Below are 24,994 nucleotides of genomic sequence, written 5' to 3' on the forward strand. Positions count from 1 at the left end.
AAGAATAAACTAATATAAGAAGCTTAGGAGATTTTGACATGCTAGATAAATTAAAAAGAACAAAAATAGTTTGTACACTAGGACCAGCATCAGATAAAGAAGAAACATTAACGCAATTAGTTAAAAATGGATTAAATGTATGTAGGTTTAACTTCTCTCATGGTTCACATGAAGAGCACAAAGAAAGAATGGATTTAGTTAAAAAAGTTAGAAATGATTTAGGACAATCAGTAGCTATATTATTAGATACAAAAGGTCCAGAAATAAGAACAGGAAACTTTGATGCACCAGAAGTTTTATTAGAAGAAGGTCATAAATTCACTATAACAATGAAAGACGTTATGGGAAGTAAAGGTATATGCACAGTAAGCTACAAAGGTCTTGCAGAAGACGTTGTAAAAGGTGACACTATACTAATAGATGATGGTTTAGTTGGACTTAGAGTAGATGAAGTCAATGGTGAAGATATTCACTGTACAGTAGAAAACTCAGGAATAGTTAAAAATCACAAAGGAGTTAATGTTCCAGGTGTAAAAATAAACTTACCAGCTTTAACGGATAAAGACGTAAGTGATATAGAGTTTGGTATATCTCAAGGTATAGATTATATAGCAGCATCGTTTGTTAGAAAAGCATCTGATGTATTAGCTATAAGAGAAATATTAGAAAACAACAATGCTACACATATACAAATAATATCTAAAATAGAAAACCAAGAAGGTTTAGATAATATAGATGAAATAATAAACGTATCAGACGGTATAATGGTTGCTAGAGGTGACTTAGGTGTTGAAATACCAACAGAAGAAGTACCGATAGCTCAAAAAATGATGATACAAAAATGTAACGAAGTAGGTAAACCAGTAATAACAGCTACTCAAATGTTAGATTCTATGATGAGAAATCCTAGACCTACAAGAGCTGAAGTTACAGACGTTGCAAATGCAATATATGATGGAACAGATGCAATAATGTTATCAGGTGAAACTGCAGCAGGTAAATATCCAGTAGAAGCTGTTAAAACTATGGCTACAATAGCTAAGAGAACAGAAGAAACATTAAACTACAATGATTTATTAAAGAAGAAACATATAACTGAAATGAATGTAACAAATGCTATAAGTAAAGCTACTTGTACTACAGCTATAGATTTAGGGGCAGCTTCAATAATAACATTTACTTCTTCAGGGCATACAGCTAGAATGGTATCTAAGTTTAGACCACAGTGTCCAATAATAGCAACTACTCAAGATGAAGGTGTTATGAGAAGATTAGCTTTAACATGGGGAGTATACCCTGTTAAGACTTCAAATGTAGGTACTATTGATGAAGTAATAGAAAAGTCTATAGAAGCAGTTAAGAAAATGAATTATGTGCAAGATGGAGATTTAGTTGTTGTAAGTGCTGGAGTACCAGTAGGAGTAACAGGAACAACAAACTTAATTAAAGTAGAAAACATATAGTTTTTCAGTAATCCACCGCTCCGGGGAAGGTATAATTCAACCTCCATGCAGACCAAACCCGCGTCTGCAAATGTCGGATTAAATTATACCATTCCCCTCCGCTGGGTTACTTGAAAAATCATATATTTTGAAATATATGGAGAAGGGCATAAGGCGCCGAAGGCGAAAAACCGTAGGTTAATAGTTAGAAGTTAGATAAATAAGTTGAAATATATATAAATTTTAAAGAAAATTATTGAAGAAAGATCGTTTTGAGAGGAGATATTATTATGTCAGTTATCGAATTAGTATATGCTAGAGAAGTATTAGACTCAAGAGGAAACCCAACTGTAGAAGTTGAGGTAGTATTAGAAAGCGGAGTAACAGGTAGAGCTATAGTACCATCAGGTGCTTCAACAGGAGCTTTTGAAGCTGTTGAATTAAGAGACGGAGATAAAGGAAGATACTTAGGAAAAGGTGTTGAAAAAGCTGTTGCTAACGTAGAAGAAATAGCTGAAGCAATAGAAGGAATGGATGCTACTGACCAACCTGCTATAGATGCTGTTATGATAGAATTAGACGGAACTCCAAACAAAGGAAGATTAGGAGCTAACGCTATATTAGGTGTTTCTATGGCTGTTGCTAGAGCTGCTGCTGAAGAATTAGGATTACCATTATTCCAATACATAGGTGGAGTTAACGCTAAGCAATTACCAGTTCCAATGATGAACATAATAAACGGTGGAGAACATGCTGATAACAACGTGGACGTTCAAGAGTTCATGATATTACCAGTTGGAGCACCAACATTTAGAGAAGCTTTAAGAATGGGTGCAGAAGTATTCCACTCTTTAAAGAACGTATTAGCTGAAAATGGATTAGCTTGCGGTGTAGGTGACGAAGGTGGATTCGCTCCAAACTTATCATCAAACAGAGCTGCTTTAGAATTAATAGTTGATGCTATATCTAAAGCTGGATATGAGCCAGGAAAAGACGTTATGTTAGGATTAGACGTTGCTGCTACAGAAATGTACAACAAAGAAACTAAGAAATACGTTTTAGCTGGAGAAGGTAAAGAATTAACTGCTGAAGAAATGGTTGATTTATACGAAGATTGGTCAAACAACTTCCCAATAATAACAATAGAAGACGGTTTAGATGAAGAAGACTGGGCTGGATGGAAAGTATTAACTGAAAGATTAGGAAACAAGTTACAATTAGTTGGAGACGATTTATTCGTTACTAACACTGAAAGATTAGAAAGAGGAATAGAAGCTGGTGTAGGTAACTCTATATTAGTTAAAGTTAACCAAATAGGTACAATAACTGAAACTTTAGATGCTATAGAAATGGCTAAGAGAGCTGGATACACTGCAGTTATATCTCATAGATCAGGAGAAACAGAAGATACTACTATAGCTGACTTAGCTGTAGCTGTAAATGCTGGACAAATAAAGACTGGTGCTCCATCAAGAACTGATAGAGTTGCTAAGTACAACCAATTATTAAGAATAGAAGAAATGGTTGGAGAATCTGCTAGATACTGTGGATTAAAATCATTCTACAACTTAAAGAAGTAATTAAATAGAGAGGCTTTTGCAAAACGGAAATTCGTGAGGTAATCGTCGCTCGACATGAAAAAAGTGAGTTCATCTCCATACAAGCCAAAGTCGGGCTTGCAAATGGAATATGACCTCACTTTTTTTCATGTCTTCGCTGGATTACCTCACGAATTTCTTATCGTTTTAGGAGAAGCCTCTTTTTTATGGGTGGGGCAAATAAAATATTTAGAATGATGGTGGAGTAACTGCGAATATTACTTCACATTCTTCATCGGTTGTATTTATCCATTTGTGGTTTGTATGAGATGGTATTATCACGCTATCACCACAGTTTAAGTTTAATATATCATTAGCTAATTCAAGATTTACGCTACCTTTAGTTACATAGGCAACTTCTTCACCTTTATGGCTATACATTTCTTCTGATGAAGATGATTTTGCAGGTACTTTCATTAGCATGAACTCTATACTTGCGTTTAGTGTTGGAGTTAGTAACTCGTATGTAAAGTTATCACTTTCTGGGAATATCATTTTTTTACGGTTATCACTTCTAACAACTAAGCTTTCACTTGGCACGTCTTGTATAAAGAAGTTAAATAACTGTACATCTAGAGCATGCGATAATTGTTTAAGCGTGTTTAATGATGGATTAGCAGTCCCCTTTTCTATTTGGCTAAGTAGAGAAGGTGTTACCCCTGCTAAAGCTGCTAAGTCTTTTATCGTTAAGTTTTTTTCTTTTCTATATTTTGATATATTTTCAGATATATTCAATTCGCTCATTATTTTATCCCTTCCGTTTATAGTATCTTATATCCATTATCACCTAAATAATTATATCAATATACTATAGTTTTATCAAATTAATTAAATTATATTTAATATTTTTACTATAAAATAAAAAATATTTATTATCAAAGTTTAGGAATAATTATAATATTAATTGTTAAATATAGGTTAATAAAAGGATTTTGCACAACCAATTAAAATACATATATAGTATAATTTATACAGAAGTACAAAATTTCTTAATTATCGGGGGATAAAGTATGAGATATTATGATATTTATAAGTTAGTTAAGTCAGAGGATTTAAACCATCATGGAACTTTGTTTGCAGGAAGAATGGCAGAGTGGTTTGTGGAAAGTTGTTTTATAACTGCAGCAAATGAATATAAGCATCCAGAAAATCTGGTTTGCCTTAAGTTACATGAGCTAAGGTTTACTACACCTGTAAAAAAGGGAACTATAATAAATATTAAATCAAAAATACTTAAGGCTGGAAAAACAAGTATTGTTGTATATGGAAAAGTAACAAGAAATGATGATGATAAAATATTAGTGGAAGGATTTCTTACTTTTGTTTGTGTTGATGAAGATGGTAAAAAAATGCCTCATAATTTAATAGTAGAAGGGCCTTCAACACAAGAAGATATAGAAATAATAAATAAATTTGAAGCAGTAAGATAATAATATTATTAGAGGTAGATTTTGGAGTGTACACCTTGAATTAACTATGTCAATGTGATAAACTGAAGTGTAAATTAAAATTGACAAGATTTTATTTAGGAGGGTTACAATGAGCGGTTTCTTAATGGGATTACAAATGGTACTAGCAATAGTACTTATAGTTACTGTTATGGGCCAAGACTCTAAAAGCGCTGTTCCTACAGAATACGGTGGAGAAGGTAGCCAAAGCTACTTCAAGCCAAAGGGCAAGGAAGCTTTTCTTGGTAGAGTAACTAAGATAACATCAGTATTATTCTTCTTAAATGCTATGGCATTACTTTTAATGAAATAGTAATACATATTAAATAACAGGCCATTATTTAATAATATAAGAATAATATAGTTTAAAAATTAAATTTAATTTTTAAAATATTACTTTTACAGTAATAAAAACAGCCTTTTATTGTGGCTGTTTTTTTATTTGTCAAATTTGAATCCTTGAGTAAAATTTATAGATAAAACTACAAAATAATAAAATAAAAAATAATTAAAATAAAAATGAACTTTTTACAAATTTAGGTGTCTTAGTTATAGGAAGTAAAGTAAGGGGGAGCGTAAGGACTTTGAATGAAAAAGAGCTTTTAAATAAAGCGAAAGAAGGAAATAGACATTGTCTTAATATGCTACTACAAGATAATTATAAAATGGTTTATGGATTTTTAATAAAATTAACTGGGGATGTAGATTTAGCAGAAGATCTAGTTCAAGAAACTCTTTTGAAAGCATCTTTAAGCATAAATAAGTTTAGAGGGGATTGTAAATTTTCTAGTTATTTAATACAGATAGCTATTAATATACATAAGAATTACCTTAGGAAAAACAAATCAAGATTAGATTATGATAACTTAGAAATCAATTTTGGATATGATGGTGAAAAAGAAATTATAGATTACCTAAAGCTTAAAGAAGCTATTAAACATCTTGAAAACATGCCTTATGAAAAGCGAATATCTTTTATTCTTAAGCATTATTATGGATATTCAATAGAAGAAATCTCTAAGATATTAGAAGTATCTGAAGGTACTACTAAATCTAGAATTCATAACACTATAAAAAAATTAAGAGAATTATTAAGCTAGTAGGAGGTTATAAAAAGTGAATTATTTAAATGATGATAATTTAGAAGAATTAGGACTTATAAAAGAGATAAATACCTTAGAGATAGTAAAAGAAGCACAACAAATAAAAGAGAAAAGAAATAAGAAATTATTATTTATATTATTTGCAGCAATGATAGTAGTTGCTTTTATAGGCCAATTATTATTTACATTACTATTTGGTGGAATTAGATTTATGAGAATCGGAATTTCAATATATGTATTTATTTCAGTAGTAGTGGCATTAGTATTAATTGATAAGGGAGAGAAGAGTCTATGTTAATAAATAATACGAATTTAATAATAATGTTTATTATATTGTTTTCAGTTTTAGCATTTGGTGTAGGTCAGGTTGTATGGATATATTTAGATAGTAGAAAAAGAGGAGATAAGTTTGGCATATTATGGGCTATATTCGCGCTTACACCATTATTTATTCCTATGATTTTACCATTACCTTTAATAGTATACTTATTGGTTACTAGAGCTTTTTCAGCAAAATGTAGTAACTGTAATACTAGAATATCTGGTAGCTTTTTAGCATGTCCAAACTGTGGAGTGAATTTAAAAGAAAAGTGTAATAGTTGTGGTAGAGCGTTAAAGGAAGAATGGAATTACTGTCCATACTGTAATGACAAAATAAAGAGGGGAAATATAAAGGATGAATATACTAAAGAAATATAAAAAAGTATTTATAGGAATAGCCATAGGGGCTGCATGTTTAGCTGCAATACCAATAGCAATAACATATATGGTTATAAATTCGAATATAGGAATTGAAGAAGGGGATAGTGTCGAGGTTATACAAGAAAAAATTAACTCATACTTTGAAGGCAATGGGCTTACTGAAGATATTATAAATTCAATGAGGAACAAAACTACAGGTGACTTTAATTTATACACTTTAAATCCAAATAGTGATTCTTACAATGAAATAGAATCAAAGATGGGAATGATGCTTTCTAGTGCAATGGAGTTAAACAGACTAGAAGAAGGGAAAAAATATAACATAAAAGTATACTCTGATTTCTATGAAGGTGAAAATAAAATTAGCACAGAAGAACTAATGTCTAAAGATATAGTGGGAAGTGATAAATTTCATATAATCTATGGTGATAAATTTATGAATGGAGGAAGTAAAAGAGATACAACCTTATATTTTGTACAAAATAAAGAGTTAGTTGATACTTTAAATTATTATATACCTACAAATTATAATGAGTGCGGAACCACAGTAGATGCAGATTTTAATATAAATGAAGATATACCTATGATGTCATTTACTAGGGGATATAAGGTTGACGGTAAGTATAAAACTTATTCGCCAGCGCTACATAAAGATAAATTAAAAGCAGAAGAATCTATACAAAAGAATTTAAGTAAAAATGAAAAGATGGTTATATTAAGATTAGAAGTTAATGAGATATTATAACTGTAGGTAAGGTATTTTAATTGTATATTTAAGTTAAATTTAGTAGTAAGATTGATAAAGTTTAACGATTGATTTAAGATTAATTAAGAGGGGGGAAGGTATATCTTGAATAATAAATTGAAAGAAGAAATTATAGACTGGATAAAAACTATATGTATGGCAGGTGCTATTGCTATGGCAATAACTTTAGTAGCCCAACCTACAGTTGTTAGTGGACAATCGATGTATCCTACATTGGAAAATAAGGATTACTTAATAGTGAATAAGTTATCTTATAATAAGCATACTCCAGAGAGAGGGGACGTTATAGTATTTAAAACTGAATTAATAGATAATAAAACTAACGAGAAAAAGAATCTAGTAAAAAGGGTAATAGCGTTACCAGGAGAGCATTTAATTATTAAGGATAGCAATGTTTATATAAATGGGGAACTACTTAATGAGGAATACTTAAGTGATGTACATACAGATGGGAATATTGATATTGTAGTACCTGATAATCAAGTATTCACTATGGGTGATAATAGAGAGTATAGTGATGATAGTAGAAAATCATATATTGGAACTATAGAATTAGATGACATTGTTGGTAAGGTTGCCTTAAGAGCTTTTCCATTTGATAAAATAGGGTCAGTAGAATAAAAAGATCGTAGATAGCTAAATTATAAGTTATCTACGATTTTTTACTAAATTAAAGCCAATGTTTTTAAAACAAATATCCACAAGAATACTGTAAGTACAGATAATCCTGAGGTAAATACCACTATTTGACCTGCAAGTTCGCTATCAGCATCCATTTGCTGTGCCATGGTAAATGATGAAACAGCTGTTGGAGCGGACCACATAATAAGTAAACAAGCAAGTTCTACACCTCTAAACCCAAAGCTTACTGCAAGAGGAACAAATATTGATGGTACTATAATAAGTCTACCAAATACAGTTATAATTAATGGCTTTATGTAGTTCTTGTAAGAGCTAAATTTAAAAGATCCACCAAGTAATATAAGTGAAAGTGGAGTAGCAATTTTTGAAACATCATTAACTGTTTTTTCAATAGGTGTAGGAAGTTTTATCCCTAGAAATAAAAATATAAGACCTAATGCTGAAGCTATAATAAGAGGATTAGTTATTACACCTTTTATTATATTTTTTACGTTTATTTTACCACCTCTGAAGATTTCAAGAGAGCATACTGCAAGCATATTAAAGACTGGTACTACTACTGCGATTAATAAAGAGGTAACACCTGAGTAACCTTCTCCAAATAAAGAAACTATTACAGGAATTCCAAATATAACAAAGTTACTTCTGAAGATACCTTGTATAATTACTCCACGCTTTGAATTATCTTTTTCTATTATAGGAATTAATAAGCACAATATAGAGAAAGTAATAATTATAGATATAGCTGCAAAACTTATAAGCTGAGGATTAAATACGCCGCTTAAATCTGTTTTATACACATTATAGAATAATAATGTAGGTAAAAATATTTTAAAAGTTATACTGTTCATAGACTTAAGTGTAACTTCATCAAACATATTTATTTTCTTGATTCCATATCCAAGAATCATCATTAAAAATAGAGGTAGGACTACATTAAAAGATAATATTAAATTTTCCATAAACTCAGATCACCACGTTTCTATAGATTAGTTATAAGTAATAAAGAATATTTTTCCAACTAATATTAAGTATATTTAAAAAGTATTGAAATGACAATTATATGTAGGCATTTTATATAGAATAAACACTTAAAAGACAATTAATAAAAGTGTGTTTTTATCATATATTAAAGAATATATTTACAGAATTGTAATAGAAAAAATTAGCAAAAACACTATTAATAAATAAATAAAGGTATATAATTAAAGTATCAGAAAAATATATACACAATAAGGGATTTTAAGGGAGGAAGATTATGAAACTAAAAATAGGAATACTAGTTGCGATGTTAAGTATGATGTTAGTTGGATGTACAAATGAGGTAACTAAAGATCCACAAGATAATACTTCAAATGGTAATGAGGTTCAAGAAAATACAGGGTCAGAAAACGAAAAAGAAGATGGTAATAAAGATAACGAAAATCAAGCAAATGAAAGTACTAAAGAAGGAAAGACTATAGATTTTAAAATATACACACTTGATGTTGATGACACAGAAAAAATAAAAGAGTTTGAGACTATAAAATTAAAAGAAGACAGTACTGTAGAAGAAAAAATAAAAGAATTATGTGCTGCTTTAGAAAAAGATTACTTTAAAGATGAAAATGCTAAAATAGTATTTAAATCAATTGATGAAAAGAATATAGCTACTATAGATTTAGTTAACCAAGAAGCGTGGAATCAACACTTCCAAGGATCTACTGGAGGTATGATATCTCATGACACTATAATAGAGACTTTACTTCAAAAAGAGTATAGTGGAAAATGGATAGATGGATTAAATGTTCTTGTAGATGGCACAAGTGAAGAGCTATTTGAACATGCACCGTTTATAGGAACTTACCACAGAAATAAATAACATTATAAGCTTGAGGCTATCTCAGATGAGGATTTATACGGAATTTTTACCATAGGGAGTAGGTAATTGATTCTAAAAATTACATCTGAGATAGCCTTTATTCGTAAAAATCTAAAAAATATCGAAACATGAAAAAAAATTACATTGAATTGCGTTGACACTGAAAACGTTTTGGGGTAATATGTACTTAAGACAAGAAACGACATATAAAATTAATTTCAATATATATTATGGGAGTGAATTATTATGGTAAAAAATGAAGCAACAGTAATAAATAAAACAGGAATACATGCTAGACCGGCAAGCGTTTTAATAAAGAAGGCGACTACTTATAAGTCAGATATATTCTTTACTGTGAATGGAACAAGAGTAAATGGAAAAAGTATGTTAGGTGTACTTGGATTAGCAGCATCTCAAGGTTCTGTTATAGAAGTAGAAGCTAACGGTGAAGATGAAGCTGTAGCAGCTCAAGAATTAGCAAACTTCATAGCTACATTTGAAGAATAAGAATCACTTGGAGGATAATATAATGGATCAAAATTTAGAAATGATAATATTTGAAATAATAGGTCACGCTGGAAATGCTAGAGGATTCGTATATGAAGCTTTAGATAAGGCAAATGAAGGTGACTATGAAGGTGCTGAAAAGGCTTTAAAAGAAGCGGATGATGCATTACATGAAGCTCACAAGGTTCAAACTGGAATAATCCAAGCTGAAGCTAGAGGAGAAAAAACAGAATTATCAGTACTATTTGTACATGCTCAAGATCATTTAATGACAGCTATAGAAGCTAGAAACTTAGTTGAGCACATAATAAAATTACACAAGAAAATAGACGCTAAGTAATTTGATATATTAATAATATACGCCTTGTGCAATGATGTACAAGGCGTTTTTGTTACAAAATAATTATATAATTAAGGGATGGTAGTTATGTATAGTGTAGGGTTAATGTCGGGAACTTCTTTAGACGGAATAGATGCTGTACTTGCTGAAATTAGTGGAAGCGGGTTAGATACTAAAATAAAGCAAATAGAATTTATAACTTTAGAAATTCCAAAAGATATAAAAGAAGAGATAAGAAACTGTTGTGTAGAAGAAAAATCAAGTGTTGATATAATATGTAGTTTAAACTTTAAAATAGGATATTTATTCAGTCAGGCTGTAAAGGAAGTATGTAAAAAAGCTAACTTTAATATAGAAGATTTAGATTTTATTGCTTCTCATGGGCAAACTATATTCCATATACCAAGAGGTTATAATAATTTAATACCTTCAACTCTTCAAATAGGAGAACCAGCGGTAATAGCTTATGAAACTAAGACAAAGGTAATATCTAATTTTAGAACAATGGATATGGCTGCAGGTGGAGAAGGTGCACCACTAGTTCCTTATAGTGAATTTTTATTGTATGGGAATAATAATAAAAACATAGCTCTTCAAAATATTGGAGGAATAGGAAATGTTACAGTAATACCTAATACTAGTAATATAGATGATGTTTTTGCTTTTGATACAGGCCCAGGCAATATGATAATTGATGAGGTATGCCAAAGATTATTTAATAAGAAGTATGATGAAAATGGATACTTTGCATCTAAAGGTAAGATAAATGAAGAAATGTTAAAAGACTTAATGAGTCATGAATATATAAATCAACCACCACCAAAAAGTACAGGAAGAGAAGTTTTTGGACAAGTGTATGTAGATAATATGCTTAATAAATATAAGAATGTAGATAAACATGATTTAATAGCAACAGTAACTATGTTTACTGCAAGAACTATATGTGATAACTATAAAAACTTCGTAATTCCAAATGTTAATATAGATACCTTATTAGTAGGTGGGGGAGGAGCTCATAATAAAACTTTAATGGGGTATTTAAAAGAGCTACTTCCAGGAGTTGAAGTATTAACACAAGATGAATATGGATATTCTTCAGATGCAAAGGAAGCTTTAGCATTTGTAATATTAGGAAATGAGACATTAAATAATTCATTCTCAAATGTAGTATCTGCTACAGGAGCTAAAAACAAAGTTATTTTAGGGAATATAACACCTAATCCTTTTGGAGGTAAATAGAGATGTCTAAAAACAATAAAAAGAAGAAAAAAAATAAAAATAGCAATTATCAAAACACTAAGAGTGGGCAAAATTCACCTAATGTAAAAAAAGAGATAGAAAAAACACAAAAAACGGATTATAACATACCTACAATAAGTTTTAAAAGTGGAATGATATTAATGGCTTCTGCTGCTATAGCTACTTTAGTACTTCCATACTTATTATCATTAGTAGGAGTAGATTTTGGACTAGGGGCAATTATAGGTAACGTATTAATTACATCATTTGCAGTAGCATATACAAGATACTTCGTTGAGACAAAGAGAGGATTCTGTTTTGGCTTCTGGAGATTATATGTATTATTCGCAATTTCATTTGCAATTATAGGATGGTTCTGGGTTTACAAAGGGGTATATCTTTAGATTATAAAGGCTATTTCATAGAAATATGAGATAGTCTTTTTTTATGAGAACTGTAGTGTTGAAATAATTTGCGATAGTCTATGAAAATAAATTACAAATAAAAACAAAAAATATGAAAAAAAATTAGAAAAATATGGACAAAAAAGGAAAACGTTACTATAATATTGAGTACGGCAGTATAATTGTAAAAAAATTACGACTATTTAAACTGAGGGGGAAATTATGATTAAAAGAAAAAGAGTAATTGGACTATTAGCAGGTATTATGGCTTTACAAATGGCTATACCAGTAAGTGCTTTAGGGGAAGAAGCACCATTATACAAATATAAAAGTGAAAACACACCTATATATATGTATAACCATGAGCAATATGGACAAGGTGAACAAGTATATGTTCCGACTCAATTCGAAAACAAAAAAGAAGAACACAGAGCAACTTGGGTATCTACAGTAAGTAATATAGATTTCCCAAAAGTAAGCAGTGAAAAAGAGTTTAGAGAAAAGTTCCAAGATGTTGTAAATAAGTGTAAAGACTATGGATTAAATGCAGTAATTTTCCAAGTTAGACCAATGCTAGATGCATGGTATCAATCAGAAATAAACCCGTCTTCTGAATTTATCGATGGTAAACAAGGAGGGCAACTTAGTTTTGACCCGTTAGAAATAGCGGTAGAGCTTACTCATGAAGCTGGTATGGAGCTACATGCTTGGTTTAATCCATATAGAGTAACCAATAGTACTACAGATTATAGATCTAAAGATGAAAAGTTAGCTGGATTAGATGAGATGAACTTTGCAAAGCAAAATCCAGACTTAGTTTACGAGTTTGCAAACAAACTATTCTTAGATCCGGGGAGACCGGAGGTTGTACAACATGTAACAGATTCTATAAGTGAAGTAATAGAAAAGTATGATGTAGATGCAATACATTTCGATGACTATTTCTACCCATACAAGACTACATATAACAAAGTTCAAAAAGATGAAAATGGTAACATAATTAAAGATGAAAATGGAAATGTAGTTACGGAAAGAGTAACTGAGACAATGAGAGATAGATTAGATCTTGATACATCTACATTTGAAAACTTCAACAGAGGATTTGATGATGTTCATGAGTGGAGAGAAGATAACATAAATACTTTAGTTAAATCAATAGACAAGACTATAGAGAATCATAACAAAAAAACAGGGGATGCAGTACAATTTGGTATAAGTCCTTTTGGTATATGGGATCATAAAGCTAAAAATGAAGAAGGTTCGTATACTCCAACAACATCTACTGCTAGCCTAGATGACTATGTTGACACAAGAGCCTGGGCTCAAAATGAGTGGATTGATTATCTTACGCCTCAAATATACTGGCAGTTTGACCAACCGGCAGCTCCATATGGAGAACTAGTTCAGTGGTGGGATAAGCAATTTGAAGGAGTAGAAGAATCGCATCTTTATATAGGACATCCTAACTATAAGATAATAGAAAATAGTGCTATAGACTTTGAAAACCCAGATGAAATACCAGCTCAACTTAGATTTAATCAAAAATATTCAAAGGTTAAGGGAAGTGCATTTTTCTCATTCAACAAAATTGATGAAACAATAAATCATGGTAAACCATCATTAATGAGAGAAAGTTATGAAGAAATGGGTGACTTAGAAAAGAGAATAAGTGTATATGACTTAGCTTATGATAGAAATCCTATTAAACACCAAGCTAATGAAATAATAAAAGGATACTATGATGTAATGGCATTACCACCAGCTAAGCCATGGTTAGATCAAAAAGAAACAAAGCCTGTGGTTAATGTTAAAGCTACAAAAGCTGGAGAAAGTACAAAGTTAACATGGAATGATAATAAAAATAATGATACACAGTTCTATGTAGTATATAGACAAGAAGGAAATACTGTAGATACAACAGATCCTAAAAATATACTAGATATAATCCCTGTGGTAGATGGATTACATCAATCATTTAAGGATAAAAATTCAGAAAATGGAAAACAATATACATATGCAGTATCTATATTAGATAAAGCTAAAGTAGAATCAAAAGCTGTAGTTGCTAAATTAAAATAAATATCTTTATTATTTTAGGAATCTAAACTAGATATTTTGATTTGAAAGGGAATGCCGAATACATATGCGAAAAAAAATTACAAAAAGTTTCATAAAAAATGAAAAAATATATGAAAAGGTATTCCTTTAAATAAAAATACATGCTATAATGAGTTTAAAGAAATACAAATACAGGAGGAAATATAGATGAGAGTATTATTTGTTTGTTCAGCAGGTATGTCAAGTACAATAGCGGTAAATGCACTAAAGAAAGAGGGAGCTAAAAACGGATTAGAAATAGATGTTTTAGCAGTTGGAACTCAAGAGTTTGAAAATGAAGTACAAAACGGATGGGATGTTGCAATGGTAGCTCCACAAGTTAGACATAGATTTGATTACTTAAAAGGATTTGCTGATGAAGCTGGTGTACCATGTGCATTAATACAACCACAAGCTTACAGCCCATTAGGTGGACCAAAATTATTAAAGCAAGTTCAAGAATTATTAGCTAAGTAATAATTGAAAAATTATTACAAGGGTATTTTTAAAGGTTGCAATAGTAACAAAAATATAAAAATATTTAAATAGGGAGAGAAGATGATGTTAGATAAGTTTACAGAGTTTTTAGACACTAAATTGTCAACTCCTATGGCTAAGTTGGCGGAACAACGTCACCTAAGAGCTGTAAGAGACGGAATCGTAGCTTCATTACCACTTATAATAGTTGGTTCATTTTTCTTAATCGTGGCATTCCCTCCATTACCAGAGGCGTGGGGAATAACTCAATTTTTAAAAGCAAATGCAGGTACAATACTATTACCATATAGAATGACGTTCTTTATTATTTCTATTTATTCTACCTTTGGTATAGGTTATAGTTTGGCCAAGTCATATAAGTTAGACGGATTAACGGGAGGGATATTAGCAACAGCTACATTCCTATTAACAATAGTTCTGACTGCTATAGGTGGACTTACACCTGATTTATTAGAGATAGTTGAAAAAAGCCCAGAGCTTTTAGCTTGGTATAATTCAGTTCCTCAAGGTTGGCAAATGCCAATGGGTAACCTTGGTGGGGGATCAATGTTCGTTGCTATCATAACATCTATAATAGGTGTTGAGATATATAGACTAATCAATAAATCTAAGTTTAAGATAACTATGCCAGATGCAGTTCCTGCATCAGTTGCAAGATCTTTCGAAGCTTTAACACCAGCTGCTGTAATAGTAGTATTAATGGCTGTTGTAACATACTTCTTAGGATTTGACTGGCACGGATTTGTTGCTAAGTTAGTAGCACCATTAGTATCAGCTACTGATACATTACCATCAGTAATAATATTAATATTCTTAATAACATTCTTCTGGTCATTTGGTATACATGGTGTATCAATAATCGGATCATTAGCAAGACCTTTATGGATACAATTATTAGATGCTAACACTGCTGCATATGCTGCAGGACAAACTGTTCCAGGAATAGCTGCTGAGCCATTCTTCCAATGGTTCATATGGGTTGGGGGATCTGGAGCAACTATAGGTTTAGCAATACTTCTTGCATTTAGAGCTAAGTCAGCTTACGCTAAGTCTTTAGGAAAAGCTACTATAGTACCAGCAATATTCAACATAAATGAGCCAATAATATTCGGGGCACCAATAGTATTAAACCCAATATTAATAATACCATTTGTTGTTGCACCTATAATAATGGGTACAGTTTCATGGTTTGCGATGAGTGCAGACTTGGTATCTAAGGTTGTAGTTACTGCACCTTGGACATTACCAGGACCTATAGGAGCATACCTTGCTACAGGTGGTGACTGGAGAGCTTCAGTTCTTAACATAGTATGTATAATTATATCAGTAGTAGTATACTATCCATTCGTTAAGATGTACGACAAGAAGTTACTTCAAGAAGAATCTGGAGAGCAAATAGCTTAATATTAAATCAATTTAGATTATTAAATTCCAATAAATTTTAAAGTATAACAATATTTGAAATAAGTGACAAAGTTACTTTGTCACTTATTTATAAGAAAAGAAAAGGCTAACTTTTCTTTTTTTATAAATATCCATGAAACTTTTTTACACTCGTGGGTAAGGAAATTTCAAAGACTTATACAATAAGACATAATTTTTAAATATATATTAAATGCGAGGAGACGACAGAAATGGGAAAACTAGGAATATCAATCTATCCAGAAAAGACAACAGAGAAAGAAATATATGATTATATAGACAAGGCAGCTGAAAATGGGTTTACACGTATATTCTCATGTTTATTATCAGTTGAAGACAGCAAAGAAAATATAATCAAGAAGTTCAAAGGTATAAATGAATACGCAAAATCTAAAGGGTTTGAAGTAATACTTGATGTTAGTCCAAGAGTATTTGGAGAGTTAGAAATAAGCTATAAGGATTTAACTTTCTTCAAAGAAACAGAAGCAGATGGAATAAGACTTGATATGGGATTCACAGGTTCTGAAGAGTCATTAATGACTTTCAATCCTCAAGATCTTAAGATAGAAATCAACATGAGTAACAATACTCATTATATAGATACAATAATGGACTACCAACCAAACAAAGAAAACTTAATTGGATGTCATAACTTCTATCCTCATAGATACAGCGGATTAAACTTAGAGCATTTCATGAAGTGTACAGAGAGATTTAATAAATATGGATTAAGAACAGCAGCTTTCATAACAAGCCAAAATGAAGGTACTTTTGGACCCTGGCCTGTAACTGATGGACTTCCAACACTTGAAATGCATAGAAACATGCCTATGGATGTTCAAGCTAAGCATATAATAGCTATGAATAATATAAACGACATAATAATATCAAACTGTTATCCAACAGATGAAGAACTTAAAGCAGTAGGTTCTATGAGAAAAGATATGGTTACATTTGATGTGACTGTAGAAGAAAACACACCAGAAGTTGAAAGAAAAATAATATTTGAAGAATTACATTTTAACAGAGGAGATATATCAGATAACATGATAAGATCAACACAACCTCGTGTTAAATATAAGGGACATAAATTTGAATTATTCAATGCTCCTGAAATGATAAAAAGAGGAGACATAGTTATAGAAAGTAGCGAATACGGACACTATGCTGGAGAATTACAAATAGCTTTAAATGATATGAAAAACAGTGGAAAGTCAAACGTAGTAGGACACATAAGAGAAGAAGAATTATTTATATTAGATTATATCAAGCCTTGGCAAAAATTCAGCTTTAAACCTAGTTCAAAATAATTTATTACGGGAGATGAGTATATGAATACAGGGATTAAAATATGTACTATAGGTGGGGGATCTAGCTATACTCCTGAATTAATAGAAGGTTTTATAAAAAGATATGAGGAGTTACCAGTTAGAGAAATCTGGCTGGTAGACTGTGAACAAGGTAAGAAAAAGCTAGAAATAGTAGGAAACCTTGCAAAGAGAATGGTAGAAAAAGCAGGATTACCAATAGAAATAAATTTAACTTTAGATAGAAGAGAAGCTTTAAAGGGTGCAGACTTTGTAACTACTCAAATGAGAGTTGGTCTTTTAGAATCAAGAATAAAAGATGAGTCTATATCATTTAATCATGGAGTTATGGGTCAAGAAACTAATGGACCAGGTGGATTATTCAAGGGACTTAGAACAATACCTGTAATACTTGATATCTGCAAAGATATGGAAGAGTTATGTCCTAATGCTTGGTTAATAAACTTTACAAATCCAGCAGGTATGGTAACAGAAGCAGTGCTAAGATATTCAAACATAAAGAAAGTTATAGGTTTATGTAACGTACCAATAGGTATGGAAAAAGAAGCAGCTAATTTATTAGAAGCAGACTCAAGTAGAGTAAGAGTATTATTTGGTGGACTAAATCATATGGTTTATGGACTTAAAATATACTTAGATGGAAAAGAAGTAACAGATGTAGTACTTGATAAAATGGGAAAAGCAGTAAAGCAACATACTATGAAAAATATAGATGCAATAAAATGGGATCCAGATATGTTAAAAACATTAGGAGTAATGCCTTCTCCTTATCATAGATACTTCTATATGTACCCAGAACTTCTAGAAAAATCTTTAAAGAAAGAAGAAACTAGAGGGGAGGCAGTAAAGAAGGTAGAAGAAGAATTATTTGAATTATACAAAGATCCAAACTTAAATGAGAAACCAAAGGTATTAGAGCAAAGAGGTGGAGCTTATTACAGCGATGCGGCTTGTAATCTAATATGTTCAATATATAACGATAAAAGAGATATACAAACAGTAAATACTCAAAATAAAGGTGCTATTACAGGAATACCATACGAAAGTGCCGTTGAAGTAAGTTCTGTAATAACAAAAGAAGGACCAATGCCACTTACAATAGGAGAATTACCTCCACAAGTAAATGGACTTGTACAACAAATAAAGTCATTTGAAAGAGTATCATGTGAAGCAGCAATTACTGGAGATAGAAACAAAGCAATACTTGCTATGACTATACATCCATTTGTTCAATCACAAGATAAAGCAAAAGCAATATTTGAAGAGATGTTAGAAGCACATAAAGATTACTTACCTCAATTTTCACGCTAAGAGGTAGTCAGAGGATTTAATATAAAGAAAATGAGGGAATATTATGTTAATAAAAAAGTTAGAGACCTTAGTTACAGAAGGTAGAAATGAAAATACATTAGAAATAGATAAAAAAGATACATTAGGTATTGTAGAATTAATAAATAATGAAGATAAAACTGTAGCTTATGCTGTAGAAAAAGAAAAAGAAAGTATAGCAAAAGCAGTTGATATAATAGTAGAGAGAATGAAACAAGGTGGTAGGTTATTCTACGTAGGTGCAGGAACAAGTGGAAGAATAGGAATACTAGATGCTACAGAGTGTCCACCCACTTATGGAGTTGACTTTGAATTAGTTCAAGCTATAATTGCAGGTGGAAATAATGCAATATTCAAAGCAGTTGAAGGTGCTGAAGATAATAAAGAACTTGGGAAGCAAGATATAATAGATAGAGGTGTTACATCTAAGGATGTGGTATGTGGTATAGCTGCATCAGGAAGAACTCCTTATGTAATAGGAGCAATGGAATATGCTAAAGAAATGGGATGTGCAGTGCTTTCTATAACTATGAACCCAGATAGTGAAATGAGTAAAAAAGCTGACTTACCAATAAGTATAGTAGTAGGACCAGAAGTAATAATGGGTTCAACAAGAATGAAGAGTGGTACAGCTCAAAAAATGGTTTGTAACATGTTAACAACAGCTTCAATGGTTAAGATGGGGAAAGTATACTCAAACTTAATGGTTGATGTTAAAACATCAAATAAAAAGCTAGTTGAAAGAGCTAAAAGAATAATAATGATAGCTACAAACGTAGAGTATGATTTAGCTGAAAAGTTCTTAGGAGAAGCTAATAACAGTGTTAAGCTAGCTATATTTATGATAAAGAGTGGATTAGATGCAGATAGCGCAAAAAATGTACTAGATAATCACCAAGGTTATATAAGCGAGGCTTTAAAATCCTTAGAAATAGTATAAAATAAATAATAATACTGATAGCCTTTCAATATTCAAAGTTGGTATTGAAAGGTTATTTTTAGTGAATTTACTTTATGAGTATATAATATTGAAAGAAATGTATCATGGGAGGTGCGGTATGTATTTTTTAGGCATAGATGGTGGTGGAACTAAAACAACATTTACCTTAGTAGATGAGAATTTAAATATAATAGAAAGTATAACAAAAGGAACTTGTCATTATAACCAAATTGGTTTTGATAATTTAACAAAATTATTGAAAACTTCCTTGGAAGAAGTTTGTAAAAATGCTAAGATAAATGTAGAAGATATAATGCATACCTTTGTTGGACTTGCTGGATATGGAAATATAAAAGAGATAAGGGAATCTCAGGAAAAATCAGTGAAAAATGCATATAATCATATAAATTATACCTTAGGAAATGACGTAGAGATAGCTTTAGCAGGTTCCTTAAACGGGGATGAAGGTATAAATGTAATAGCAGGAACTGGTTCTATAGCACAAGCTTTAGACAAAGATGGAAATCTTCACAGATGTGGAGGATGGGGCTATAGATTAGGTGATGAAGGTTCGGCTTATTATATAGGGATGAATACCTTAAAAACGTTTGCAAAACAATCAGACGGAAGGTGTGAAAGAACAAATTTATATGATTTAATTAGGGAACATCTTAACATAACTAATGATTACGACTTAATAAAATATGTAAATGATGAAATACAAGGCGATAGAACAGAAATAGCTAAGTTTGCGACTATATGCTCAAAGGCAGCTCTTGAAGGTGATAACACTGCAAAAGAAATATTTGATAGTGCGGCATATGAATTAAGTAGACTTATAATAGGATTAGAGAAAAATTTCAAAGAAGATACAACTATAAAAGTATCTTATTCAGGTGGAGTATTTAAAGCAGGTGATTTAATACTAGAGCCACTTAGAAATTATTTAGATAATAAAAGATTTAATATAGTAAAACCAGTATTAACTCCGGATTTAGGGGCGTGTTTACTTGCAAGGAAGAGATATAATAATAACTAGTGAATAAGTAAAAGAGGTGAAGTATGAGCTGTATTTTAAAATTAAAGCAGATATATGAAGATTTAACAGAAGTAGATAAAAAAATAGCAGATTATATACTTGAAAATGCGGAAGCTATCAGTAAGCTTTCTGTATCAGAATTAGCAGTAAATTCAAAAACTAGTACAGCAAGTATAGTTAGATTTTCTAGAAAAATGGGATATTCAGGCTTTGGAGACTTAAAAATCGAGATAGCTAAAGATTTAATGGTTAAAGAAAAAGAATACACTTATGTAGATGAAAATTATGATTGTAATATAGATAGTGTAATAAATAAAATAGCAAATAAAAACATAGAAACTATTAATCAAACAAGGTTATTAAATGAAAAAGATATAATAAAAGAAGCAGTTGAACAAATAATGAAAGCTAAGAATGTTTATATATTTGGAGTAGGTGGATCAGCTCTAGTTGCTCTAGATTTACAGATGAAGCTTTTAAGAATAAACAAACAAGCATTTACATCTTTAGATAGTCATACACAGCTTATGGTATCTTCAAATGTGGATAAAGATGATATAGCTATAGCAATATCTTATTCTGGAGAATCAACAGAAGTTATAAAATCTATAGAAAATGCTAAATTAAAAGGATGTAAAACTATTTGTATAACTAAATACAGTGATAATCACCTTTCTAAAATCAGTGATTTAAAGCTTGTTGTACCAAATATAGAAAAGAAGCTTAGAGAAGGTGCTATATCTTCAAGAATAGCAATGCTAACTCTTATAGATATAATTTATATTTCTATAATTCAAGAAAACTTAAATGACGCAGAATATAAATTACAAGAAACAAAGAGAATATTAGACTACTTAAATATTGAGCATAACTAATTAAACAGACATGGAATTAGCCATGTCTATTTTTCAATAGTAAATACATACATAATAAAGTCAGTTAAAGGTGGTATTGATATGAGTGTAGAGAGTGTAAAGAAACATTTTAAAGAAGCTAATTTAGGATTAGAAGTAATAGAAATGAATAACAGCACAGCTACAGTAGAACTAGCAGCAAGAGCAATTGGTGTAGAGGAAGGTCAAATCGCTAAGACAATAGCTTTGGAGCTTAAAGAAGAAACTATTTTAATAGTATGTAAAGGGGATGCAAAAATAGACAACAGAAAATATAAGGATGAGTTTGCTATAAAAGCAAAGATGTTATCATTTGAAAATGTAGAAAAAGTAACTGGACATCCAGTAGGAGGAGTATGTCCATTTGGACTTAAAAATCCTTTGAAAATATACTTAGATGAATCCCTAAAACAATATGATTATGTTTATCCAGCGGCAGGAGCAACAAATTCAGCAGTAAAAATAGATTTAAATTTACTACAAAGTAGTACTGATGGAGTATGGATAGATGTATGCAAATAAAATATTTTAATAATACTTTGTTTAGAACGCTTCAACAAATGGAGCAATGAAAAATATAAAAATTAGAAAAGTAGTATCTATTATTTTCCATATGTGTTATAATAGTATTTGTAGCGATACACAAATAGATTAATAGAAACCTAGAAATAGGTACAGGAGTATTTTTTAATGAACAATGGAATAGTAAAATGGTTTAACAATGAAAAAGGATTTGGTTTCATATCAGTAGACGGTGGAGAAGATGTATTCGTGCATTTTTCAGCTATACAAACTGATGGGTTTAAATCATTAGAAGAAGGTCAAAAAGTAAACTTTGATATAGTTAAAGGTGCTAGAGGACCTCAAGCAGAGAATGTAACTATATTATAATATATATATGTTCGTAAAAAAGACACAGTTTGTGTCTTTTTTTTGTTAAATTTGGAAATTACTAATAGTATATTAATTTCCAAATTATGTCTATGGTGTATAATGAGAAAATGGTAATAATATAAAATAATATCAATTATAAACTGTATTACTCATAGAATTAATTATAGATAAATTTATTATTTCAATAATAATAATATATAAAATATGAACACAGGAGGAAGCATAATGATTCCAGGACTTAAAGAACGTTTAATAGGGTTAATAAATGAACCTGGCTATAATCCTCTAAAAAAAGAAGAGTTGGCATTAATATTTGCAATACATTCATCAGAAATGCCAATGTTTTATAATTTTTTAGATGAGCTAGAAGAAGATGGTTATATATGTAGAAGTAAAAAAGGTAAGATAATGACTCCAAATCAAATGGGACTTTTCACAGGGAAATTTGTTTCTCATAGAAAAGGATTTGGATTTGTAGAATCTGATGAAGAATATACACAAGATTTATTTATACCAGCAGATTATATCAATGGTGCTATGCATAACGATAGAGTTATGGCAGAAATAGTAGTACCAGCAACTGATGAAAAAAGGGCAGAAGGTAGAATATTAAAAGTATTAAAGAGAGAAATAACAAGAGTAGTAGGTACTTTCCAATCTAGTAGAAACTTTGGATTCGTAGTTTGCGATGATAAAAAGTTTAATAAAGATATATATATTCCTAAAAAGTTCTTCAGTGGAGCTAAGGATAATGACAAAGTAGTTGTTGAAATCACAGTATGGCCACAAGAGGATAGAAAGCCAGAAGGAAAAGTAGTAGAGATACTAGGACAAAAAGGTGAAAGAGGGGTAGAAATAGAGTCTATAATAAGAGCTCATGGTCTACCAGAAGAATTCCCTAAGAAGGTATTAGAAGAAGCTGAGTTTGTTGCACAACCTATACCTCCGGAAGAAATAGATAGAAGACTTGATATAAGAGATCTTAAGATATTCACTATAGATGGTGAAGATGCTAAAGATTTAGATGATGCTATATCTATAGAAGTATTACCAAACAACAACTACAAGCTAGGAGTGCACATAGCTGACGTTACTCACTACGTAAGAGAAAAAAGTAAGCTAGATAAAGAAGCTTTAAAGAGAGCTACTTCAGTTTACTTAGTTGATAAGGTAATACCTATGTTACCGAAGACATTATCTAATGGAGTATGTAGTTTAAATCCATTTGAAGATAAGCTTACATTATCTATATTTATGGAAATAGACCATAAAGGTAATGTTATAAATTATGACATAAAAGAAACTATAATAAATTCTAAAGCTAGAATGACTTACACAGAAGTATCAGATATTCTAGAAAAAGATGATGAAAAACTTAAATCTACTTTCTCAAACTTAGTTGAAGATTTTAAAGTAGCAGAAGAATTAGCTAGAATACTTATGGGAAGAAGAAACAGAAGAGGTGCATTAGACTTCGATTTCCCAGAAGCTAAAATAATCTTAAACAAAGAGGGGGAAGTAGTAGATATTAAGCATTATGAAAGAAGAATATCTAACAAGATGATAGAAGAGTTCATGCTTGTAAGCAATGAAACTATAGCAGAGCACTACTTCTGGTTAGGATTACCTTTCGTTTATAGAATACATGAGACTCCATCACAAGAAAAAATGGAAAGCTTCAGTAAGTTTATAGCTACTTTTGGATATATGGTTAAAGGTGATATGGAACAAGTACATCCAAAAGCGCTACAAGCAATAATATCACAAATAAAAGGTAAGAGAGAAGAAGAAGCAATAAGTACAATAATGCTACGTTCATTAAAGCAAGCTCGTTATTCACCAGATTGTACAGGACACTTTGGACTTGGAGCTAAGTACTACAGTCACTTTACTTCTCCAATAAGAAGATACCCTGACCTTCAAATACACAGAATAATAAAAGAGCAATTAAATAATAAAATAACTCCAAAGAGACAAGAACAACTTACAGCTATAGTTGAGTATGCATCTAACCAATCTTCTGAAAGAGAAAGAGAAGCAGAACTTGCTGAAAGAGATGTACACGACTTCTATAAAGCAATGTACATGAGTGATAGAATAGGTGAAGAATATGATGGTATAGTATCAAGTGTTACTTCATTTGGTATGTTTATAGAATTACCTAATACTATCGAAGGTTTAATAAGACTTGCTGATATGAGAGATGATTACTACATCTATGATGAGGTAAGTTATACTATAATTGGTGAGAGAACTAAGAAGCAATTTAGAATAGGTGATCCTGTTAGAATAAAAGTTGCCAATGTTAACGTTGATTTTAGAGAGATAGATTTCCAACTTCTTCATAAGATAGAAGACGAAAGAGAAGAAGGCGTTGAGGACGAAATCTCTGAATAAGTTTTATTACAAGAATTAGTATAAAAGAATGATCAGGACTAGATATAAATTATATCTAGTCCTTTTTTACGTATAAGTAATTTATAACAGTTCAAAGTCTGTGAA

At 30.8% G+C, this 24,994-nt stretch carries 26 protein-coding genes and 1 pseudogene; 25 read left to right on the plus strand and 2 right to left on the minus strand.

Translation table 11 applies throughout. The annotated features are described in order from the left end of the window. Positions 1–38: 38 nt before the first annotated feature. Together pyk and eno are read left to right on the plus strand one after the other, a co-directional pair. Positions 39–1,460, plus strand: a pseudogene (gene pyk, locus ACI48P_RS14545) (pyruvate kinase); the annotation flags it as partial. A 272-nt stretch (positions 1,461–1,732) separates the two neighbouring features. Next, positions 1,733–3,022 carry a phosphopyruvate hydratase gene (gene eno / locus ACI48P_RS14550; protein WP_475216936.1) on the plus strand — a complete coding sequence of 430 codons (1,290 nt, stop codon included), beginning with the start codon at positions 1,733–1,735 and terminating at the stop codon, positions 3,020–3,022. A 207-nt stretch (positions 3,023–3,229) separates the two neighbouring features. On the opposite strand, the gene ACI48P_RS14555 is transcribed toward eno, so the two are convergent. Then, positions 3,230–3,784 carry a helix-turn-helix domain-containing protein gene (locus ACI48P_RS14555; protein WP_475216938.1) on the minus strand — a complete coding sequence of 185 codons (555 nt, stop codon included), beginning with the start codon at positions 3,782–3,784 and terminating at the stop codon, positions 3,230–3,232. Between the two features lie 266 nt (positions 3,785–4,050). Between ACI48P_RS14555 and ACI48P_RS14560 the strand changes: the two genes are divergently transcribed. The 7 genes from ACI48P_RS14560 (at position 4,051) to lepB (ending at position 7,680) form a co-directional block, all read left to right on the plus strand. Then, a complete protein-coding gene (locus tag ACI48P_RS14560; RefSeq protein ID WP_475216940.1) occupies positions 4,051–4,470 on the plus strand; it encodes an acyl-CoA thioesterase in 420 nt (139 codons plus the stop codon). A 109-nt stretch (positions 4,471–4,579) separates the two neighbouring features. Further along, entirely contained in the window at positions 4,580–4,801 is a 222-nt protein-coding gene (gene secG / locus ACI48P_RS14565; protein ID WP_475216942.1) for a preprotein translocase subunit SecG, read from the plus strand. Positions 4,802–5,072: 271 nt separating this feature from the next. Then, positions 5,073–5,588, plus strand: coding sequence for a sigma-70 family RNA polymerase sigma factor (locus ACI48P_RS14570; RefSeq protein ID WP_475216944.1), 516 nt, complete (start codon positions 5,073–5,075; stop codon positions 5,586–5,588). 16 nt (positions 5,589–5,604) lie between these two features. After that, positions 5,605–5,889, plus strand: coding sequence for a hypothetical protein (locus tag ACI48P_RS14575; protein ID WP_475216946.1), 285 nt, complete (start codon positions 5,605–5,607; stop codon positions 5,887–5,889). Continuing rightward, positions 5,883–6,290 carry a zinc ribbon domain-containing protein gene (locus ACI48P_RS14580; RefSeq protein ID WP_475216948.1) on the plus strand — a complete coding sequence of 136 codons (408 nt, stop codon included), beginning with the start codon at positions 5,883–5,885 and terminating at the stop codon, positions 6,288–6,290. The genes ACI48P_RS14575 and ACI48P_RS14580 overlap by 7 nt, the downstream gene beginning before the upstream one ends. Beyond that, the gene (locus ACI48P_RS14585; RefSeq protein ID WP_475216950.1) at positions 6,268–7,038 is read left to right on the plus strand and encodes a hypothetical protein; all 771 of its coding nucleotides are present in this window, start codon (positions 6,268–6,270) and stop codon (positions 7,036–7,038) included. Before ACI48P_RS14580 ends, ACI48P_RS14585 begins: the two co-directional genes overlap by 23 nt. Before the next feature lie 105 nt (positions 7,039–7,143). Further along, on the plus strand, positions 7,144–7,680 hold the full coding sequence (gene lepB, locus ACI48P_RS14590) for a signal peptidase I (protein WP_475216952.1): 537 nt from the start codon (positions 7,144–7,146) through the stop codon (positions 7,678–7,680). A 44-nt stretch (positions 7,681–7,724) separates the two neighbouring features. Here lepB and ACI48P_RS14595 read toward each other — a convergent pair whose 3' ends face one another. Next, complete coding sequence (locus ACI48P_RS14595) at positions 7,725–8,663, minus strand: AEC family transporter (RefSeq protein WP_475216954.1); 939 nt, start codon at positions 8,661–8,663, stop codon at positions 7,725–7,727. Between the two features lie 296 nt (positions 8,664–8,959). On the opposite strand from ACI48P_RS14595, the gene ACI48P_RS14600 reads away from it, so the two are divergent. The 16 genes from ACI48P_RS14600 (at position 8,960) to rnr (ending at position 24,889) form a co-directional block, all read left to right on the plus strand. Further along, positions 8,960–9,562 (plus strand): hypothetical protein, encoded by a 603-nt coding sequence (locus ACI48P_RS14600; RefSeq protein WP_475216956.1) that lies wholly within the window; start codon positions 8,960–8,962, stop codon positions 9,560–9,562. Between the two features lie 246 nt (positions 9,563–9,808). Next, a complete protein-coding gene (locus ACI48P_RS14605) occupies positions 9,809–10,069 on the plus strand; it encodes an HPr family phosphocarrier protein (protein ID WP_475216957.1) in 261 nt (86 codons plus the stop codon). 22 nt (positions 10,070–10,091) lie between these two features. Next, positions 10,092–10,409: a PTS lactose/cellobiose transporter subunit IIA gene (locus ACI48P_RS14610; protein WP_475216959.1), complete on the plus strand. Its 318-nt coding sequence runs from the start codon at positions 10,092–10,094 to the stop codon at positions 10,407–10,409. A gap of 87 nt (positions 10,410–10,496) precedes the next feature. Next, positions 10,497–11,648: an anhydro-N-acetylmuramic acid kinase AnmK gene (gene anmK, locus ACI48P_RS14615; protein WP_475216961.1), complete on the plus strand. Its 1,152-nt coding sequence runs from the start codon at positions 10,497–10,499 to the stop codon at positions 11,646–11,648. Between the two features lie 2 nt (positions 11,649–11,650). Continuing rightward, complete coding sequence (locus ACI48P_RS14620; protein WP_475216963.1) at positions 11,651–12,052, plus strand: hypothetical protein; 402 nt, start codon at positions 11,651–11,653, stop codon at positions 12,050–12,052. A 222-nt stretch (positions 12,053–12,274) separates the two neighbouring features. Continuing rightward, positions 12,275–14,131, plus strand: coding sequence for a glycoside hydrolase family 10-like protein (locus ACI48P_RS14625; protein ID WP_475216965.1), 1,857 nt, complete (start codon positions 12,275–12,277; stop codon positions 14,129–14,131). Positions 14,132–14,317: 186 nt separating this feature from the next. Beyond that, a complete protein-coding gene (locus tag ACI48P_RS14630; protein ID WP_475216967.1) occupies positions 14,318–14,626 on the plus strand; it encodes a PTS sugar transporter subunit IIB in 309 nt (102 codons plus the stop codon). An 84-nt stretch (positions 14,627–14,710) separates the two neighbouring features. Further along, positions 14,711–16,051 (plus strand): PTS sugar transporter subunit IIC, encoded by a 1,341-nt coding sequence (locus tag ACI48P_RS14635; RefSeq protein WP_475216969.1) that lies wholly within the window; start codon positions 14,711–14,713, stop codon positions 16,049–16,051. 230 nt (positions 16,052–16,281) lie between these two features. After that, on the plus strand, positions 16,282–17,379 hold the full coding sequence (locus ACI48P_RS14640; protein WP_475216971.1) for a DUF871 domain-containing protein: 1,098 nt from the start codon (positions 16,282–16,284) through the stop codon (positions 17,377–17,379). Between the two features lie 21 nt (positions 17,380–17,400). Then, positions 17,401–18,708: a 6-phospho-beta-glucosidase gene (locus tag ACI48P_RS14645; RefSeq protein WP_475216973.1), complete on the plus strand. Its 1,308-nt coding sequence runs from the start codon at positions 17,401–17,403 to the stop codon at positions 18,706–18,708. Between the two features lie 43 nt (positions 18,709–18,751). Then, the gene (murQ, locus tag ACI48P_RS14650; RefSeq protein ID WP_475216975.1) at positions 18,752–19,666 is read left to right on the plus strand and encodes an N-acetylmuramic acid 6-phosphate etherase; all 915 of its coding nucleotides are present in this window, start codon (positions 18,752–18,754) and stop codon (positions 19,664–19,666) included. Positions 19,667–19,784: 118 nt separating this feature from the next. After that, complete coding sequence (locus ACI48P_RS14655) at positions 19,785–20,705, plus strand: N-acetylglucosamine kinase (protein ID WP_475216977.1); 921 nt, start codon at positions 19,785–19,787, stop codon at positions 20,703–20,705. A gap of 23 nt (positions 20,706–20,728) precedes the next feature. Next, on the plus strand, positions 20,729–21,580 hold the full coding sequence (locus tag ACI48P_RS14660; protein ID WP_475216979.1) for a MurR/RpiR family transcriptional regulator: 852 nt from the start codon (positions 20,729–20,731) through the stop codon (positions 21,578–21,580). 81 nt (positions 21,581–21,661) lie between these two features. Further along, positions 21,662–22,120 (plus strand): YbaK/EbsC family protein, encoded by a 459-nt coding sequence (locus ACI48P_RS14665; protein WP_475216981.1) that lies wholly within the window; start codon positions 21,662–21,664, stop codon positions 22,118–22,120. Between the two features lie 168 nt (positions 22,121–22,288). Next, complete coding sequence (locus tag ACI48P_RS14670) at positions 22,289–22,489, plus strand: cold-shock protein (protein ID WP_475216983.1); 201 nt, start codon at positions 22,289–22,291, stop codon at positions 22,487–22,489. Positions 22,490–22,717: 228 nt separating this feature from the next. Then, on the plus strand, positions 22,718–24,889 hold the full coding sequence (gene rnr / locus ACI48P_RS14675; RefSeq protein ID WP_475216985.1) for a ribonuclease R: 2,172 nt from the start codon (positions 22,718–22,720) through the stop codon (positions 24,887–24,889). Positions 24,890–24,994: the final 105 nt, after the last annotated feature.

The sequence above is a fragment of the Romboutsia sp. LXY-2 genome, assembly GCF_056171995.1.